We start from the raw sequence: 17,510 nt of genomic DNA on the forward strand, positions 1-17,510 counted from the left end.
CTTTCCAAGCGTCTGAAATCTTGTTATAATTTGAACACTATAACACTCATATAATCGCGTGATGATGGCACGCAAGTTTCTACCGGACACCGATACGGTCCGACTATGAGTGAGCAAAATGAAACAGCTCTTGTTTGAGCTGAAGATCCGTTGATCGTTTTCGCATTGCTTGCTCCTCATGGACAGCAATGCTTTTTTTATGTCAAAAATTGAATGTTTGCCAATATGCTAGGGGGAAGAATGATGGAATTGTTACGTCAAAAAATTGAGAACGAAGGAATCGTTCTGTCAAATCAAGTGTTAAAGGTGGATGCTTTTTTAAATCATCAAATCGATCCTGTGTTAATGCATGAGATCGGGCAAGAGTTTGCTAGATTATTTAAGCATGATGGCATTACAAAAATCATCACCATTGAATCTTCTGGCATCGCACCTGCTGTGATGGCTGGGCTTGCTCTTCAAGTACCTGTTGTGTTTGCAAGAAAACGTCAATCACTCACATTAACGGATAATCTATTAACAGCCAGTGTGTACTCTTTTACAAAAAAAGTAGAAAGCAAGATTGCTGTCTCAAATACGCATCTTAGTGAAAATGATTGTGTGTTAATCATCGACGACTTTTTAGCGAATGGTGAAGCTGCGAAAGGACTTGCTGCAATTGCAAAGCAGGCGAAGGCAAAAGTAGCCGGATTTGGCATTGTCATTGAAAAATCATTCCAGCCTGGAAGAAATGCGCTTGTGCAAATGGGCTACCGCGTTGAGTCCCTCGCACGTATTGAATCACTTGAGGAAGGGAAAGTCACGTTTGTACGGGAGGTACAATCATGAGTGCCGCTAAAAAAGTCAAAACGCTCTCACTGGGTATTCAGCATGTGCTGGCGATGTATGCCGGTGCTGTTCTTGTGCCGCTCATTGTTGGAGATGCGCTCGGGCTCACGCCTGCACAGCTGACTTACTTAATCTCGGCGGATATTTTCATGTGCGGGGCTGCCACATTGCTTCAAGTATGGAAAAACCGCTTCTTTGGGATCGGTCTGCCTGTTGTATTAGGCTGTACATTTACTGCGGTTTCGCCTATGATTGCGATTGGCTCTAAGTATGGAATTTCGTCTATCTATGGAAGTATTATCGCTTCAGGTTGTATTATCATTCTTCTTTCCTTTTTCTTTGGAAAGCTTGTGAAATTTTTCCCGCCTGTTGTCACTGGTTCTGTCGTCACCATTATTGGTATCACCCTCATTCCTGTAGCAATGAACAATATGGCAGGAGGAGAAGGAAGTGCAGACTATGGTTCTTTTGAAAATCTAGGACTCGCTTTCCTTGTACTGTTTATCATTGTACTGCTCTATCGATTCACGAAAGGATTTATGAAGGCGATCGCCATTTTAATCGGTATTCTTCTTGGGACAGCAGTTGCTGCGTTTATGGGGAAAGTGGAAACAGCTGAGGTGGCAAACGCTCAGGTTTTCCGTATGATTGAGCCATTTTATTTTGGGATGCCGACCTTTGAATTTGCACCAATCATGACCATGACGTTAGTTGCGATTGTGTCATTAGTTGAATCAACAGGCGTTTATTTCGCATTAGGTGATTTAACAAACCGGTCATTAAAAGAGAAGGATTTGGCTAAAGGCTATCGGGCAGAGGGGATTGCTGTGTTATTAGGTGGAATCTTTAATGCTTTTCCGTACACAGCCTACTCGCAAAACGTTGGATTGATCCAGTTAACAGGCGTCAAGAAAAACCAAGTCATTGTCGTCACAGGGGCATTGCTCATGTTATTTGGTCTTTTTCCTAAAATCGCTGCCTTTACGACGATTATTCCAAAATCAGTTCTTGGCGGTGCAATGGTTGCCATGTTTGGCATGGTCATTGCATACGGTATTAAAATGCTCTCGCGCGTGGACTTTGCAAAGCAGGAGAACTTGCTGATCGTCGCTTGCTCCGTGGGAATCGGCTTAGGAGTTACTGTCGTACCGCAAATGTTTGAGCATCTGCCAGAATCGATTAAATTATTAACAAGTAACGGCATTGTGGCCGGAAGCTTTACCGCTATTTTGCTTCATATTATTTATCACATGATTCCTTTTAAAAAAGAAGCCGGGCATGACCTGGTAGAAGAACCTAAGCAATCTGTTATGTAAACCCCTCTCTTGGAGAGGGGTTCAGATGATGGACAAAGAGCTAAAATAACCTTTTATTTTAACTCTTTGTCTTCTTTTTAGCTTGATAAAAAACCTTTGAAGTCCTAGGATCCTAGGAAGGAGCGTGTGAGGGTTTGTCTACAAGCTGAAAGCCCGCATCTTTTGGATACGGGCTTTTTGTGATTAGCACTATTAATGTTGTACCGGCGGCATTGTTTCGTTAATGACTGCAAATGTATAGCCCCTTGCTTTTAGCTGTATAATCAGGCTATCTAAATAGTTTGTGGTAGAGGGTTGATCATGCATTAAAATAACCTTTGGTTCCCATGGTTTATTTTTCTCAAACATTTGCAATTGATTCAATACCTCTGGAACATATTGTGAGTTTTTATATCTCCAGTCAAGGCTATCAATCGTCCAGTCCCAGTAAATAAAGCCATTTTGGTTTAAACGTACTTTTTGATGATATGTTAAATTTGGAACACTGCCAAAGGGGGTTCTTACAAGACGGCTGTAGACGCCAGTAACAGAGGCAAGAATACGCTGAGCTTCTCTCATTTCATTTGCGGGAGACTCGCTGTTCTGATAAAAGAGGTTTATATCATGCGTCATGCCATGAAGACCTAATTGATGTCCTTCTTGATAAAGTCTTTTCACAGCTGATTGGTGTGCTTGGATTTGCGGTCCAAGCATGAAGAACGTCGCCTTCACGTGATGTGCTTTTAATACATTTAACAGCTGATTTGATGTAGCAGAAGGACCATCATCAAATGTTAAAAAGACCGTTTTATTCGTTGCCTGTTGGTTTGGATTGGTCTTAAAATGTGTATCCAATGTTCTTGTAGACTGATCTTTTGCTTTCAGACTGATGCTTGTGTCACGGAAGTCACTGCTGGCAACATTTTTTGCTTGCCCATTTGTCGCCTGCAAATGGGGTTTAGACATATCCCAGATAAAAAAGAGAAACAGTGTAAGAAGCACTAAACCAATTACCTTTGAGAGAAGTATCGTGTTGTAGGGTGTCTTTTTTTGGGAAACCTTTTTCATTACAATCACTCCAGTCAATTAAATTTAGAGCCGAACCATGTTGTTGATCCTTTCTTTTTTCACTGTTTTTCTTGGTACTCATATTGATTAAGTATATAGTGGAAAAAATCCTTTTTATATGGTTGTTACTTTGTGTTGATCAGCAAAAAAAGGTGATCCATTCATGTTTAAATAAAATCATTCCGAATAATGATCGAAACGTTAATATTTATACGCTAAGATAGCAGCAGATTTGACCATTAATTCAAAGCGAAAGGGAGATTCCTTATGAAAGTGTTGTATAATGACGATTTCATTGAAAAAAGGGTGCTCATGTGGAAAGTGGAGACAGAGGCGATTAATCTCAAAATCATAGAGAAAAGTTCTTACCACTACAAAATAAAGAAGAAACAAAAGAAATCAAAGTCAGTACAACTGAATCAGAGCTAAGTTTTTATGGATCAAAAGATAAAACCTGTCAAGCCTTACATTCGTCCGAGAATAGCAGCAGATTATTTTAAAAAGAATGAATGCGTGTATGGACGCATATTGTGCCCATATCGGCAAATTCTCGCTTACCGTACAACGACTAGAGAAGGATTTAAACAATATGTGTCCGGTTCAGAGGTTTGTAAAACTTGTTCTTTTCTAGATAACTGTACACAAAGTCAAAATCATACATGGAAAACACTATGTCCAGCGTAAACCCTTTATAATTAAAGTGAAAACCCCACTTTTATTTAAAGTAAAGGGGGGGTCTACGTTCTGAACACTTCTCTTTTAGAAGTGTTTTTTTGCATAAAAAAAGCAGGTTCGCTTGGCTTAGAACGAACCTGTGAAGGAGGAAAACTACATCATGTTTTCACCTATATTATCCAATATTTATCAATTGTCGTCAAGACAAAAAGTTAGCCGGAGGAAAATATTTTGACTGAATTGTGACGTTTTGGCATGTATATCCTTTTTTCGATAGGGGATATTAATCGGAAAAAGAGGTGAAGCCGATGGCGTACATTCTTTCTGTTGGAACGAGTCTGCCAAAACATCATGTGGATCAGAAAAAGGCGGCTGATTTTGCTAGATCCCAATTTAAACGATCGTTTAAAGATATCGACCGGCTGCTGAGAGCTTTTCAAAACGGAGAAATCGAGAGCAGACAGTTTGTGCAGCCAATTGAATGGTATCAGACGCACCACTCTTTTGAAGAGAAAAACAATCTCTATTTGGAAAAAGCATTGGCTCATGCAAAAGAAGCGGTCATACACTGTCTTCATGAGAGGACGTTTCTGAAAAAGCCGATTCCGTATGAAGAGATCGATGCATTGTTTTTTATTTCAAGCACCGGACTTTCGACACCAAGTCTTGATGCAAAACTGATGAACGTTCTTCCTTTTTCGCCTTATACGAAACGAGTGCCGATCTGGGGATTAGGGTGCGGAGGCGGAGCGGCAGGGTTGTCTCGGGCTTACGAATACATAAGGGCATTTCCAGAAGCAAAGGTGCTGGTTGTCGCCTGTGAACTGTGCAGTTTAACTTTCCAGCCGCAAGATCAATCAAAAAGCAATTTAATCGGGACATCTTTGTTCGGAGACGGGACAGCCGCGGTACTCTTAACTGGAGAAAAAGGTGTATCAGAATATACCCATCTCAAAACAGTCCCTAAAGTGATTGGTACACAATCCGTCACAATGAAAGAGTCTGAGGATGTGATGGGCTGGGAATTTACAAGTGACGGCTTTCGGGTTATTTTCTCCCGTGACATTCCTTCCATTATTTCCGGCTGGTTAAAAGAGCAGGTCGATCAATTTTTAGAGCAGCAAGGGTATTCGGCAGAAGATCTATCAGTTTTTCTTGCTCATCCTGGAGGAAAAAAAGTGATTGACGCCTATATTGAAAGTCTATCCTTACAAGAGGATCAACTTTTTTCATCAAAAGAAGTACTTAAACAACACGGAAATATGTCCTCTGCCACAGTTTTGTATGTGATCAAACATTATCTTGAACATCAATCTGCTGAAGCGGGAGATATGGGTCTTTGCGGAGCGCTTGGTCCGGGCTTTTCCTCAGAGCTGCTGCTCATGAAATGGGAGGAGGTCTTATCATGATCATTTGGCTCGTCATTGGTTTCTTCGTTTGTCAGCGGCTTATTGAAATGCTTGTGGCTAAAAGAAATGAAAAGAAAGTAAAAGCGATCGGTGCCATAGAATTTGGTGCTAGTCATTATCGTTATATGGTCGCAATGCATGCGGGCTTTTTTCTCTCACTCATGGTTGAGGTATGGGGGTTAAACAAGACGCCGTCGCGCTATTTTCTTGTGCTGCTCGTTTTTCTGCTGGCCACACAGGTGATTCGATACTGGGCATTATGTTCTCTTGGGACGTATTGGAATACAAAGATTTTAGTTGTACCAAATGCGATGATGGTGAAAAAAGGACCTTATCGCTGGTTAAAGCATCCTAACTATGTAGTGGTGGCGATTGAGCTTATGCTGATCCCGCTTTTGTTTAATGCTTATTTTACCGCCATTTTGTTCACATGTTTAAATGCATGGATGATGGCTGTGAGAATTCAAACAGAAGAGAAAGCGCTCAATCAGTATTTGTTAAATTAATATTGAAAATCATTATCAATTGTGATACACTTTCATTAATGATAAGCATTCTCAATCACGAAGGATGGACGGTGATCACATGACAATGGTTTTCTTACTCGGTACGGTCTGTGTATACAGCCTATTAATTGGCTTCGTATTAAAAGGTGTTTCTAAAAAATCTGCTTCCTGATCGCAGTCAATTGCGACTGATCGGGCAGCAGATTTTTTTTATTTCCTCAGATCAGAAGAAAAATCTCTTCATTTTGTGTAAAATGGTATCACATACATAACTGACTTTTCTAAAAACAAAGGGGTTTATCGTCATGGAAGACTTGTCTATTCGAGATTCGCTCGTTCAAACTACAGGTGCTTTATATCAAAGCCTTCTCAAAAGGGATGATCATGAACGCGCAGCCAAACTTGCATCGATTATCAAAAAGGAAGCAGAAGAAGAAGTGTATATCGCATTTACCGGTCACTATTCAGCTGGAAAGTCATCACTTGTGAATCATCTGCTTCATGATCACATCCTGCCAACGAGTCCAATTCCAACAAGTGCAAACTTGGTCGTCGTGAGGAAAGGGGAGAGTGAAGTAAAGCTTCACACCTCAGATGGCCGTTTTGCAAAAATGAGCGGTTCTTATGATAAAGAAGCAGTTCAGCGTTTTTGTAAGGATGGAGAACAGATTGAAATGGTGGAAATTAGCGGGGACTATAGAGGACTGGAAGAAAAGGTGGCAGTGATTGATACACCCGGAATTGATTCAACGGATCATGCTCACTTTTTATCTGCTGCGTCTATTCTTCATCAAGCAGATGCTCTTTTTTATGTCGTTCATTACAACCATGTTCATTCGGAGGAAAACATTCGTTTCATTCGCTCCATTAAAGAGAAAGTGCCAAATCTTTATTTCATCGTAAATCAAGTCGATCGACATGATGAGCATGAGACAGCGTTTGAAGACTACAAAAATCAAGTAGTTGATATGCTTCAAAAAGAAGGCATTGAAGAAGAACACCTATACTTTACATCTGTAACCGATGAGGCGCATCCAAGAAACGAAATGATTCGTTTAATTGAGAAACTGCAAGAATTACAAACATTGCCGAAAGCATCGCTTCGCGCCTATACCGAGCAGAAAATAGAGCACGTTTTAAAAGAACATATTGACTCATTAAAAGAAGAGCTGAAGGAAGAGGATCTTGATTTACAGCTTCAAGAAAAAAGAAAAGAAGTGAAGGAACTTGAAGCGAAAAGCAGCTTCATTGAAAATGGAGCAAAACAGTTAGAAGATGAAGTGTCTTCTGAAGTCGAGAACATTTTAAAAAATGCAAATCTAACCCCATTTAAAATGAGGGAGCTCGCAAGTGATTATATTGAATCAAAAGCACCTGGCTTTAAGGTAGGTCTGCTGTTCGCGAAAAATAAAACCGAGCAGGAAAAAGAAAAGCGGGCGAACGAGTTCTTAGCAGATGTCAAAGCAAGAATGAAAGCAGAAGTAGACTGGCATATTGCTGAACTGCTCAAAAAAGAAGTCAAGAAGCATCAGCTTGGTGAAGAATTATTAAATCAAGTGATGGCGTTTGAAACGCCTGTAGAAGAATCACTGCTTGAAAACGTGATCCATCACGGTGCGACATTTTCAAATGAATACGTTTTGCAATATGCAAAAGATGCTGGTGAAGCACTGAAAAGACAGACGAAACAAAAAGCAATACCATTGATTGAACAAATGACCGAGATGCTGAAAACCCAGCTCCTGAATGAAAAGGGAAAGCAGCAAGATAAATGGTTCCAGGCAGCACAGGAGCTCCAAGCGCTGGAGCAATGCATGGAAAAAAATGATCAAATCAGAAAAGATATTGAGCATGTATGGGATATATGGCAAAACGGAACAAATGAGCAGATCGAAGAAGATTGGTTTTATGTGAAAAAACACCGGATGCAGCATGACGAGCTAAATCAGAATCAAACATCAACTCATACGGAAGAAAGCGAAAATGAAAATCAGCAGCAGATAAAGCTTGATCAAATGCGACAATCACAGCATATCCCGACAGCGCAGTCGATTGACCAGTTTGAGCAGCTTTCTCAAATTTTAATGCCATTAAACGCGCTTCAATCTCAAAGAAAGTCCTTTGAAAAACGAACAAAGCGGCTGCAAGCGAAGGAATTTACACTCGCCTTATTCGGTGCTTTTAGCTCGGGGAAATCTTCGTTTGCCAATGCCCTTGTTGGGAGAAAGGTGCTGCCATCATCTCCTACACCAACGACGGCCACGATCAATAAGCTGACCCGGCCGACAGAAGACCATCCGCATGAAAGTGTGAAAGTGGTGTTTAAAACCGAGCAGGAAATATTAGAAGAGCTCGATCAAATTCTCGGTTATTCTATAACAGAAGAAAAGGGAGATACGTTTCAAGCGAAACTCGAGCGAACGCTGAAAAAAAGAGAGCTTGAACAGGATCACCGCATCATTGTTGACCATTTTTTAAACGCTCATGAAAAGTTCCGTGATTCGATTCAAAAACAAACGCCGCTCAATGTCACCCTTCAAGAATTAAAGCCATATGTGGCAGAAGAGGCTGTTTCTTGTGTGGTGAAGGAAGTGACGGTCTATTTAAGTACACCTTTAACAGATAAAGGACTGACGATTGTTGATACACCAGGCGCCAGCAGTATGAATAAACGTCACACAGAGATTGCCTTTCAATATATGAAGGATGCTGATGCCCTTCTTTATTTAACTTACTACCAGCATTCTTTCTCAAAAGCAGACCGGTCATTTTTACGTAAACTCGGGCTTGTAAAAGATTCATTTAGCATGGATAAAATGTTTTTTATTATCAATGCAGCTGACCTCGCAAAGGATCAAACAGAGCTTGAAACCGTCTTTGACTATGTGAAAAATGAGCTCACAAAAGAAGGCATCCGGCATCCAAACCTTCATCACGTATCCAGCAAGGAAGAGATCGAAGGAAAGGGACAGTCGCCTTATAACCAGTATGCACAGCTTAGAACACAGCTCGACTATTTTATTGAGGAAGAATTAACAAAAGATGCGATTGAGCTTCTGTATTTTGAAGCGAGTACATTATGTAGAACAGTTGACAAGCTGCATGCGACGCTGCATCAGTCGGAAGATGAAAAGCAAGCGGAAAAGAAAAAGATAAACACATCCTATGAAGCGATCGTTGATCAAATGAGCCATATTAAACGATCTAAGCTAGTGAAAGAAAGTGTGAAAAAGGACTTGCACGAACAGCTTTACCACATTGTTCAGCGCTTGTCACTTTATGCAAATGATCTGTTAAAGACAGCCTTTTATCCTGGAATATCTCAAGGGGACTTCAGACAGGAGTTGAAAAAAGCGCTTGAACAGGCGCTGAAGGATTATGAATTTGAATTTGTACAGGAGATAAAAGCGCTTGATATTCGAATGGAATCGTTTATCACTCAATATTTCAAAGAGGAGTGGGAGAAAGGGTTACAGGCTGCGTGTGCAGAAGATCCTTACTTTTCTCTCCGGCTGTCGCCGCCAGATGAGAAAAATGCCGAGCTGAAACAAATTGAAGTGGAAGCGGACCTGACGCCGTTTGAGCCGCTCTTAAAGAAGCAAAAATCAGCGAAAGCTTTCTTTGAACAGAACGGGAAGGCAGCGTTTATTGAAGCGATTCGAGATGTCCTTTTCCAATTAACGACGAAATGGGCAGATAAAGAAAAAGAAGAATTACAGAGCAGATACGATATGATGGTGAAGACCTTTACTGAAAGATATGAAACAGAAGCGCTTAAGCAGCTGAGTGAACAAAAACAAACATTTATCATGAGCTTAACGACAGATGCGAAAGAGCAGGCGATGATAGAACAAGTATACAAGCAAACAAATGAATGGAAGAACCAGTTGAAAACCATTTGATTCATGATAGACTATATAAAAAAGAAAGCAGTTGATAAAATGACGAGCGTACACGAAGAAATTTCCGCACATTCACAAAAACAGAATGCTCATATCAAGTCTTTTCTTGCGCTTGAGCAGAAAAGAGAGCAGGCAATAGAGACTGCTGTTTTGAAGTGTGAGCAAAACGAACCATTTACAACTGACGAGATCAATGAAATTACGTCGAAGATGAATGAGCTTGCACGAGGCGGAATTGTTCCGCTGCGTAAGCATGTCACGATTGATATGGTTAAGGAGTATGTCGAACGAAAACAGAAGTAAAGAGTAACTTTCTCATTTTTGGTCATCTTAACAAGTGAACCGAGAAAGGGGAATGATGATGGAAAAAAAGCAGCATGCAAAAAAGCAGGATGAGCGTCACCCTAAACAAAAAGAGATGCCGTCCTACGCAGAAGCAGAATCGAAAAAAATGCAATACGGTCAAAAGTAATCCAAAGGTGCCACTTCTTTCCCAAAAGAAGAAGGCGCCTTTTTTATGTCGAATTCTATGTTCTGTGATAGAATAGGAGTATTGTTTTGAAAAAGGGAGTTTATAAGAATGAATAAACACGTACTGCTTGTTGATGGCATGGCACTTCTGTTCAGATCGTTCTATGCAACGGCTGTCCATCGCAATTTTATGATAAATGATCACGGTGTCCCGACTAATGGAGTGAATGGCTATTTGAAGCATTTATTAACCGCTGTTCAGACATTTGAGCCAACTCATATTGTTTGCTGCTGGGATATGGGAAGCCAAACATACCGAAATGAATTGTTTCAAGATTATAAAGCAAATCGAGGAGAGGCACCTGTCGAGCTCATTCCACAATTCGATTTAGCAAAAGAAGCAACAGAAGAACTAGGAATTGTAAACGTTGGTATAAAGGGCTTTGAGGCAGATGATTGTATCGGCACGCTGGCGGCACTCTATCAGAATGAAGCACGTGTGACTGTCCTAACTGGGGACAGAGATTTGCTGCAGATATTGAATGAACAAGTGACGGTTGCTCTAATGCAAAAAGGGATCGGGAACTATAAACATTATACAAAAGCCTTATTTGAAGAGGAAATGGGTATCTCTCCAAAGGCGCTGATTGATATGAAAGCACTTATGGGGGATTCAAGTGACAATTATCCAGGCGTGAAAGGAATCGGAGAAAAAACAGCATTAAAATTTATTCAAACATATCAAACCATTGATGGATTATTAGAAAATGTTCATGAACTAACGGCTGCCCAGCAAAAGAAAATGCAAGCAGGATTAGAAGATTTGAAGCTCTCCCGTCTATTGGCAGAGATCAAATGTGATGTCCCGCTGAGCTGTCCAATTGATGAGACGAAGGTGAACATCAATCAAGAACGGGCTGCTGCCATGCTGCGATACCATCAAATCAAAGGGATTGAACCAATGGTGAATCGATTAAGTAAAATAGAGATCAGCTAAGCCGATCTCTCAGCGTATAGACAAACCCTCGCATTCGCCCGCAGGTCTGCGCTCCGGTGCTCACGAATGTCAAATTCGCTCCGCTCCGGTACTCGTCCTTCCTAGGGCTGCAAAGGTTTTCTATCACGCTGAAAAGAAGACAAAGGGCTAAAATAAAAATCATCTTAGCCCTTTGTTAGAGATCAGCTAAGCTGATCTCTAAGGTCATCTTTTTGTATTGCTTTTCTTCGCTCTATTTTCGAGCTGAGATAGTGGCTGCTTATCTTTTGTTTGCGCATCACCTTGAGGGGTTGTCCCATTTGTGACACGACCTTTATTTTCTTTATCCAATCAGTATCACCTCATACATTAGCATAACCGAAAAAAAGCGATTCATCCTTTAGAAAGGTGAATCGCTTTTCTAGCGAGCTGATCAGCTACTTGATTTTCCTTGCTTGGAATCCACTTAATGAAAAATAAATCAAACTGGCTTTGAAGCTCGATCATCTCTTTGATAAAATGCTGAAAGGCTGGATTTTTTGCAAATCCTGCATTGGCTACGCGGTCAACTACCTGTGAATCTGTTCGGAACGAAACGGAACGCAGTCCTTTTTTTACGCAGATTTTCATCCCTTCAATGAGGGCGGTAAATTCTGCTTCGTGATTACTCATGGATCCGAGAGGAATCGAGAAAGATTCTGCCTTTCCATCATATTTAATGAAAATGCCGATGCCAGAAGGACCTGGATTACCTGCGCTAGCACCATCAATGTATATTTCAGCTGGCAATTTATTTCACCCTTTCATCAAGCGGAACCATTTTTTTCGCTGCATACGCGTATGGTGTCGCAATCGCGGCGACGATAAATTTAATCACATAAGTCGTGATGAAGATTTCAATCCATACATGAAATGGATAGGTGCCAAGAAAGGCAATGGTTGTGAAGATCAGTGTATCAAGCAGCTGGCTGATCATCGTACTTCCAGCGTTTCGCATCCAGAGCGCACCATCGGAAGGAAATATCCGGCGAATAAACGAATATACATAAACATCTAACATTTGACTGATGATATAAGCAGCAAGACTGCCAAGTGCGACCCTTGGCATAAAGCCAAATATGGTTTCCAGCGATGTTTGAGAAATGTCAGATGGAGCGGGATGGAAAAGTAAAGCCTCTTGCATGACAACGGTTAGCGTTAAAAGGGTGGCAAAACCAATCCAGACAGCTTTTCTCGCTTCATTTTGTCCATATTTTTCATTCAATACGTCCGTTGCAAAGAATACACTGCCGTATAAAATGTTTCCAAGTGTTGCCGTTAAGCCAAACAATTCAACGGTTTTGACCACTTGTAAATTTGCAGCAACCGTCGCAAAGCCAATCCAGACGAAAAGGCCCATCTTGCCAAATCCTTTATAAAATAGAAGAACAATGATAAAATTAATGATCGCAAATAAGATCCAAATACCTAAATTAAACAAGTGACATGAACTTCCTTTCTCATTGTAAAATGTAACTTTTTGATTATAGCATAACGTATGTTTACCTTAAAAGCACGGGAAGGCGATGTGATCAATGAAATTAAGAGCACACTATACAATGAAAGTGAAATCGATTGGGTCCATTGCTTTTTTCCAAGAAGATTGGATGGAGCTAAAAGAGGCCTTGATTTTAGCCAAACATATCGATAAAAAAGAACCACAGTCCCTCCTATCATTTGAAGATGAAAAAGGGGCGATGTGGTCTATTAAAGAACTTGAAAAGCTAAATGAAGAACTAAAGCTTGAACCTGATCAGCTTCAGGTCTATTTTGATGCAAGTTTTCACAAAGAAACAGGCGACTCTGGTCTTGGGGTTGTCGTCTACTATAAGCTCGGAGAAGATGCTTATCGTTTGAGAAAAAATCAGCCCTTCAAAGGAATCACCAATAATGAAGCAGAGTATGCGGCTTTATTTGAGGCAGTCAAAGCATTAAAAGACCTTGGAGCAAGCAGAAATTCTGTCACGATTAGAGGCGATTCACTTGTTGTCATGAATCAATTAAAAGGAGAATGGCCTTGTTATGATGATATACATAACAAATGGCTCGACCGGATTGAATCGGCTTTAAAAGAGCTGAGGCTTACGCCAACCTATGAAGTCATCGATCGTAAACAAAATGCAGAAGCGGATCAGCTTGCAAGGCAGATGCTTGCAGACGTCCCAATCGAAAGTAAATTGAAATTAGAAGCAGACGGAGCTGAATAATGTGGATAAAAAAACAGCAGTACAAGAATTGACGGATCTCCAAGACACGTATTGTTCAGATTGTTTGATTAAGAAGCACTTCCGAAAAGAATATGGCAAAAAATACGCCCACTCCTTTTGTATTCAGCAATGCACAGTAGGAGAGAAAATAAAAGAATACGGACAGACGCTGCTTAAAAAGTAAGCCGCTGCCGCCCCGGTTTTCCCTGCTCAAACATCCGCTCATGAAAAAAAACGGATAGAATGTGTAAAAAAAGAACATATTCTGAAAAATGAGCCGATATAACTATAGAAAGTTTTGGTTGAGTTACTTTTTGACTAAGTGACGGATAATAGAGGAAAAGGGGAAGGCCGGCATGGATAATAAGGATTTCGAAACGGTATTACATCGAACATTTCAAGAGGTATACAGCGATCTAGAGCAGCTAGTAGATGTAGCAAAGAAGGGAAGACCTTTTCTCGAAAAAGATATTTCTGAAATTGAACAACGACTGAAGCAAAATATTTTAGCCATTGAAATTCAGCTGAAAATCAAATAAGAGAGGCATAAGCCTCTCTTTATTTTGTCGTTTCATCATTGATTTAGTTGTTTAAAGTTTTGTTACGTTTGCAGCTTGAGGTCCACGATTACCTTCAACGATTTCAAAAGAAACTTCTTGTCCTTCTTCTAAAGACTTGTAGCCGTCTCCTTCGATAGCTGTGAAGTGAACGAATACATCGTCTCCGCCTTCAACTTCAATGAAGCCGAAACCTTTTTCATTATTGAACCATTTTACTTTACCGTTTTGCATATTGCTTTTTCCTCCTAGTACTGTAGCACACCTTTTGGCATACTAAAAAAAATTTTCATCACCTAACGACTTTGCAGTTGTTAAATGATGGTTCCACTATACACCATCAAAAGTAAAGCGTCAAGCAGGGGAGCCAAATTTTGAGCAGAATGTTTGATTTTTTTGTTTTTTTGGTGAATAACAATGAAATATAAAACGTTCTTTTCGAAACCTAACATGCAGCTTGTCCGTATATAAAAAAAATACAGAAAGAGGTGCAATCATGAATCGTTATACACTTGAAGAATTTGTTCAGAATACGCAGCAAGAAGATAAAGGAGAAGGGGTCTTCGAACTTGAAACACCAAGACTTTTAGAAATTAATTTGACTGACACGATTTGGGCAAAAACGGGTTCCATGGTTTCCTATCGAGGGAAAATCAAATTTGAACGTGAGGGTGTTTTTGAGCACGGCGTTTCAAAGATGTTCAAAAAAATGCTCTCAGGAGAAGGCACCTCACTAATGAAGGCGACAGGTGATGGGAAATTATATGTGGCAGATCAAGGTAAAAAAATCTCGATTCTTCGTTTGGCTCAAGGAGAATCCATTTTTGTGAATGGAAACGATCTGCTCGCGTTTGAACCATCTGTCCGCTGGGATATCAAATTGATGAAAAAAGTGTCTGGCATGCTTGCAGGTGGATTATTTAATGTCAAATTAGAAGGGCCGGGCTTAGTAGCAATCACAAGTCATTATGAGCCGCTGACACTCATTGTTCAGCCGGGTGACTCAGTTTTTACAGATCCGAATGCGACTGTTGCGTGGTCAGGGGATTTAAAAACTGAATTTGTGACAGATGTTTCCTTTAAAACTTTTATTGGCAGGGGAAGCGGAGAGTCCATTCAAATGAAGTTTACCGGAAGCGGCTTTGTTGTCGTTCAGCCGTTTGAAGAAGTATACACAACAAATGGAAGTCAAGGATGAAGAAAAGGTGTCCGTCAATGACGGACACCTTTTTATGATAATGCGCGAGCATAAGTTTTGTTATTCATGATGAGATCTGACTGCTCGACGATATCTTCCAGAATGGTTTGAGAAGATTGTTTTAAGTGCAGTTTTTTCATGTTTTGTTTCATTGTTTCTAATTTTTCTTCATCCTGAAGCAAGTTGGTCACAGATTCTAAAATGTCTTCATGTCTGTTAATAACAATGGCAGCGCCATAATCCTCAAAGAAAAGAGCATTTTCCTTTTCTTGACCAGGGACAGGCTTGTAAAGAATGACCGGGACACCGATTGCAGTTGCTTCTGTTAAAGTAATGCCGCCTGGTTTTGTAATCATACAATCTGTTACTCTGAACAATTCATCAATTTGTTCCACATATCCAAGCGCCTTCAATTGATCTGGGTGTGCTTGTTCAAGTACGCTAAGCGATTGTTTCAGCGCGGCGTTCTTTCCGCATACAACAACAATTTGTACTTCACTGTCGAGAAGCAGCGCCTCACATAATTCCTTCACATTTTTTAGTACACCGTGAGCACCGGCCATGATGAGAAGAACTTTTTTATCTGATGATAATCCATATTTCTTATAGATCATCGATTTTGGCACGTCTGCTTCAAACTGTGGTCTAATAGGAATACCTGTCACCTTGACATCGCTTGGATGTGTGCCGATTTCCACTAATTTTTGTTTCACATAATCGGTTGCAACATAGTATCGGTCGATGTTTTCATGTACCCAAATCTTATGGAGACAAAAATCTGTCATGACATTAAAAGTCGGAATCACTTTACCTGTTTTGTTTCGGTATTCTGGTACCACAATCATTGGGAATGTAATAATGATGATGTCCGGATTGTGTAACTGAATTAATTCATCGAGACGCTTATTTCCCATTTTTAAATAAATGTTAAATTTGCGTTTATTGTAAATTTTATCTACACCGTAATAAAACAAGCGATAAAATTGTTTCCCAATGGAAAAGCTCTTCAAGTATAAATATTGAGTCACTTCTGACACAATGGGATTCGATTCTTGATACAAATTAGAAACTACAACATGTTCAAATCCTTGGGATTTGCATTCATCATACAGTGTTTTTGCTACCTGCATATGTCCATTTCCATAATTTGCGGTCAAGATTAATATTTTTTTATTGGTATTCAAGAATATTCACCTCAAATGTAATCAACAACAACAAAACTTCGTACGAAAACTATTAATCTCATAGGTCTACATATACATAAAGATAACATATAAACAGTTAGAGCATATCATTCGTTACGAAAGAATTAAACTAATTTTAAAAAACAAACAGATTCAATTGATAATGGAAGACAGAGCCATTTGTATTTTAACACATTTTGACGATTTATCATCAGACCACAGTCTATTTTATTCCCAAACGTATGGTGTTTCTTGATAAACATAATAATTAAGCCAATTCATAAACAATAAGGTTGCATGGGCTTTCCAGCGATTTACTGGGATTAATGTGTCACCATCTTCTATAAAATAGTGGACAGGTTTTTGGACTGTATCATGTTTCAACAAATCTCTTTCATATTCCTGCATCAATGTATCTGTATCATATTCAGGATGTCCAGTTAAAAATACTTGTTTATCATCATCTGAAACAATTAAACAAACACCCGCTTCTTCAGACATACTCAAGACTTTCAAATTCGGCGTGTTTTTTAATTGTTCTGTATTAATATCTGTATGCCTAGAATGTGGGACATAGTATACTTCATCAAAACCTCTGACTAATCTTTCTTTTTTCTCTTTCACAATATGCTCAAATACGCCAAATTTTTTCTCGGGAAGCTTGATTTTTTCAATCCCGTAATGGTGATATAAACCTGCCTGTGCACCCCAGCAAATATGAAGAGTAGACGTCACATTGGTTTTACTCCAGTCCAAAATGTCCTGCAGCTCTTTCCAATAAGAGACTTCTTCAAAAGGTAAGTGCTCGATTGGTGCGCCAGTGATGATCATTCCATCAAATTTTTTATGGCGAATCGATTCAAAGGTCGTATAAAATTCATCTAGATGCTCTCTCGACGTATTCTTCGGTGTATGTGTACTTGGAATCAAAAACGTAAAGTACACTTGTAAAGGAGAATTTCCGAGCATTCTCAGCAGCTGCGTTTCAGTTTGTATTTTTTTTGGCATTAAATTTAAGATCACGATATTCAAAGGACGGATATCTTGCTTGAATGCCCTTGTCTCATCCATGACGAAAATATTTTCGCTCTCTAGTATTTGTTTTGCCGGCAGATGAACTGGTATGTTAATAGGCAACTCGCCACCCCCTGAACCAAAGCTAATTTCACTTCATTATAGGAACTTTCTGGCGATA

Annotated in this window: 19 protein-coding genes, 1 pseudogene and 1 riboswitch; of the genes and pseudogenes, 13 read left to right on the forward strand and 7 right to left on the reverse strand. The window is 39.8% G+C overall.

All coding sequences use genetic code 11. The features are described 5' to 3' along the window. The first annotated feature begins 26 nt into the window (after positions 1 to 26). Positions 27 to 126, forward strand: a riboswitch (purine riboswitch). A gap of 117 nt (positions 127 to 243) precedes the next feature. Together xpt and pbuX are read left to right on the forward strand one after the other, a co-directional pair. Next, positions 244 to 828: a xanthine phosphoribosyltransferase gene (gene xpt, locus JJ692_RS11015; protein WP_206533742.1), complete on the forward strand. Its 585-nt coding sequence runs from the start codon at positions 244 to 246 to the stop codon at positions 826 to 828. After that, a complete protein-coding gene (pbuX, locus tag JJ692_RS11020; protein WP_044333266.1) occupies positions 825 to 2,144 on the forward strand; it encodes a xanthine permease PbuX in 1,320 nt (439 codons plus the stop codon). Before xpt ends, pbuX begins: the two co-directional genes overlap by 4 nt. A 192-nt stretch (positions 2,145 to 2,336) precedes the next feature. On the opposite strand, the gene JJ692_RS11025 is transcribed toward pbuX, so the two are convergent. After that, complete coding sequence (locus JJ692_RS11025; RefSeq protein ID WP_206533743.1) at positions 2,337 to 3,191, reverse strand: polysaccharide deacetylase family protein; 855 nt, start codon at positions 3,189 to 3,191, stop codon at positions 2,337 to 2,339. Positions 3,192 to 3,626: 435 nt separating this feature from the next. On the opposite strand from JJ692_RS11025, the pseudogene JJ692_RS11030 reads away from it, so the two are divergent. The 7 genes and pseudogenes from JJ692_RS11030 to JJ692_RS11060 all read left to right on the forward strand — a co-directional run. Further along, a pseudogene (locus JJ692_RS11030) lies at positions 3,627 to 3,851 on the forward strand (IS5/IS1182 family transposase); the annotation flags it as partial. A gap of 323 nt (positions 3,852 to 4,174) precedes the next feature. Beyond that, on the forward strand, positions 4,175 to 5,275 hold the full coding sequence (locus JJ692_RS11035; RefSeq protein WP_206533744.1) for a type III polyketide synthase: 1,101 nt from the start codon (positions 4,175 to 4,177) through the stop codon (positions 5,273 to 5,275). Continuing rightward, positions 5,272 to 5,781 (forward strand): isoprenylcysteine carboxyl methyltransferase family protein, encoded by a 510-nt coding sequence (locus JJ692_RS11040; RefSeq protein WP_073206028.1) that lies wholly within the window; start codon positions 5,272 to 5,274, stop codon positions 5,779 to 5,781. Before JJ692_RS11035 ends, JJ692_RS11040 begins: the two co-directional genes overlap by 4 nt. Positions 5,782 to 5,866: 85 nt before the next feature. Then, entirely contained in the window at positions 5,867 to 5,953 is an 87-nt protein-coding gene (locus JJ692_RS11045) for a Fur-regulated basic protein FbpC (protein WP_226340839.1), read from the forward strand. 133 nt (positions 5,954 to 6,086) lie between these two features. Then, positions 6,087 to 9,683, forward strand: a complete 3,597-nt coding sequence (gene dynA / locus JJ692_RS11050) for a dynamin GTPase (protein ID WP_206533745.1) — start codon at positions 6,087 to 6,089, stop codon at positions 9,681 to 9,683. Positions 9,684 to 9,722: 39 nt separating this feature from the next. Continuing rightward, positions 9,723 to 9,986, forward strand: a complete 264-nt coding sequence (locus tag JJ692_RS11055; RefSeq protein WP_122631023.1) for a YpbS family protein — start codon at positions 9,723 to 9,725, stop codon at positions 9,984 to 9,986. A gap of 277 nt (positions 9,987 to 10,263) precedes the next feature. Next, positions 10,264 to 11,151: a 5'-3' exonuclease gene (locus JJ692_RS11060; RefSeq protein WP_025093092.1), complete on the forward strand. Its 888-nt coding sequence runs from the start codon at positions 10,264 to 10,266 to the stop codon at positions 11,149 to 11,151. 204 nt (positions 11,152 to 11,355) lie between these two features. Here the strand turns inward: JJ692_RS11060 and JJ692_RS11065 are convergent, their stop codons facing one another. The 3 genes from JJ692_RS11065 to JJ692_RS11075 are packed head-to-tail and all read right to left on the reverse strand — an operon-like array spanning position 11,356 to position 12,610. Continuing rightward, a complete protein-coding gene (locus JJ692_RS11065) occupies positions 11,356 to 11,481 on the reverse strand; it encodes a hypothetical protein (RefSeq protein ID WP_003215584.1) in 126 nt (41 codons plus the stop codon). Positions 11,482 to 11,523: 42 nt separating this feature from the next. After that, positions 11,524 to 11,919 (reverse strand): reverse transcriptase-like protein, encoded by a 396-nt coding sequence (locus JJ692_RS11070; RefSeq protein ID WP_122631020.1) that lies wholly within the window; start codon positions 11,917 to 11,919, stop codon positions 11,524 to 11,526. A 1-nt stretch (position 11,920) separates the two neighbouring features. Beyond that, positions 11,921 to 12,610 carry a queuosine precursor transporter gene (locus JJ692_RS11075; RefSeq protein WP_206533746.1) on the reverse strand — a complete coding sequence of 230 codons (690 nt, stop codon included), beginning with the start codon at positions 12,608 to 12,610 and terminating at the stop codon, positions 11,921 to 11,923. 94 nt (positions 12,611 to 12,704) lie between these two features. Between JJ692_RS11075 and JJ692_RS11080 the strand changes: the two genes are divergently transcribed. The 3 genes from JJ692_RS11080 to JJ692_RS11090 all read left to right on the forward strand — a co-directional run bounded on the left by JJ692_RS11080 (position 12,705) and on the right by JJ692_RS11090 (position 13,915). Further along, entirely contained in the window at positions 12,705 to 13,376 is a 672-nt protein-coding gene (locus JJ692_RS11080) for a ribonuclease H family protein (RefSeq protein ID WP_024422749.1), read from the forward strand. 1 nt (position 13,377) lies between these two features. Further along, entirely contained in the window at positions 13,378 to 13,560 is a 183-nt protein-coding gene (locus JJ692_RS11085; protein ID WP_024422748.1) for a zinc-finger domain-containing protein, read from the forward strand. A gap of 172 nt (positions 13,561 to 13,732) precedes the next feature. Beyond that, positions 13,733 to 13,915, forward strand: coding sequence for a hypothetical protein (locus JJ692_RS11090; RefSeq protein ID WP_008346368.1), 183 nt, complete (start codon positions 13,733 to 13,735; stop codon positions 13,913 to 13,915). Between the two features lie 51 nt (positions 13,916 to 13,966). Here the strand turns inward: JJ692_RS11090 and cspD are convergent, their stop codons facing one another. After that, on the reverse strand, positions 13,967 to 14,167 hold the full coding sequence (gene cspD, locus JJ692_RS11095) for a cold-shock protein CspD (protein WP_024422747.1): 201 nt from the start codon (positions 14,165 to 14,167) through the stop codon (positions 13,967 to 13,969). 262 nt (positions 14,168 to 14,429) lie between these two features. Here cspD and JJ692_RS11100 point away from each other — a divergent pair, with 262 nt between their 5' ends. Then, positions 14,430 to 15,131, forward strand: a complete 702-nt coding sequence (locus JJ692_RS11100) for an AIM24 family protein (protein ID WP_206533747.1) — start codon at positions 14,430 to 14,432, stop codon at positions 15,129 to 15,131. A gap of 32 nt (positions 15,132 to 15,163) precedes the next feature. Here the strand turns inward: JJ692_RS11100 and JJ692_RS11105 are convergent, their stop codons facing one another. Together JJ692_RS11105 and metA are read right to left on the reverse strand one after the other, a co-directional pair. Continuing rightward, a complete protein-coding gene (locus tag JJ692_RS11105; RefSeq protein WP_024422744.1) occupies positions 15,164 to 16,315 on the reverse strand; it encodes a diglucosyl diacylglycerol synthase in 1,152 nt (383 codons plus the stop codon). Positions 16,316 to 16,543: 228 nt separating this feature from the next. After that, positions 16,544 to 17,452 carry a homoserine O-acetyltransferase MetA gene (metA, locus tag JJ692_RS11110; RefSeq protein ID WP_024428133.1) on the reverse strand — a complete coding sequence of 303 codons (909 nt, stop codon included), beginning with the start codon at positions 17,450 to 17,452 and terminating at the stop codon, positions 16,544 to 16,546. Between the last annotated feature and the right edge of the window lie 58 nt (positions 17,453 to 17,510).

Origin of the sequence: Bacillus sp. 3a (genome assembly GCF_017161885.1) — a bacterium.
Classification (GTDB): Bacteria; Bacillota; Bacilli; order Bacillales; family Bacillaceae; genus Bacillus; species Bacillus safensis.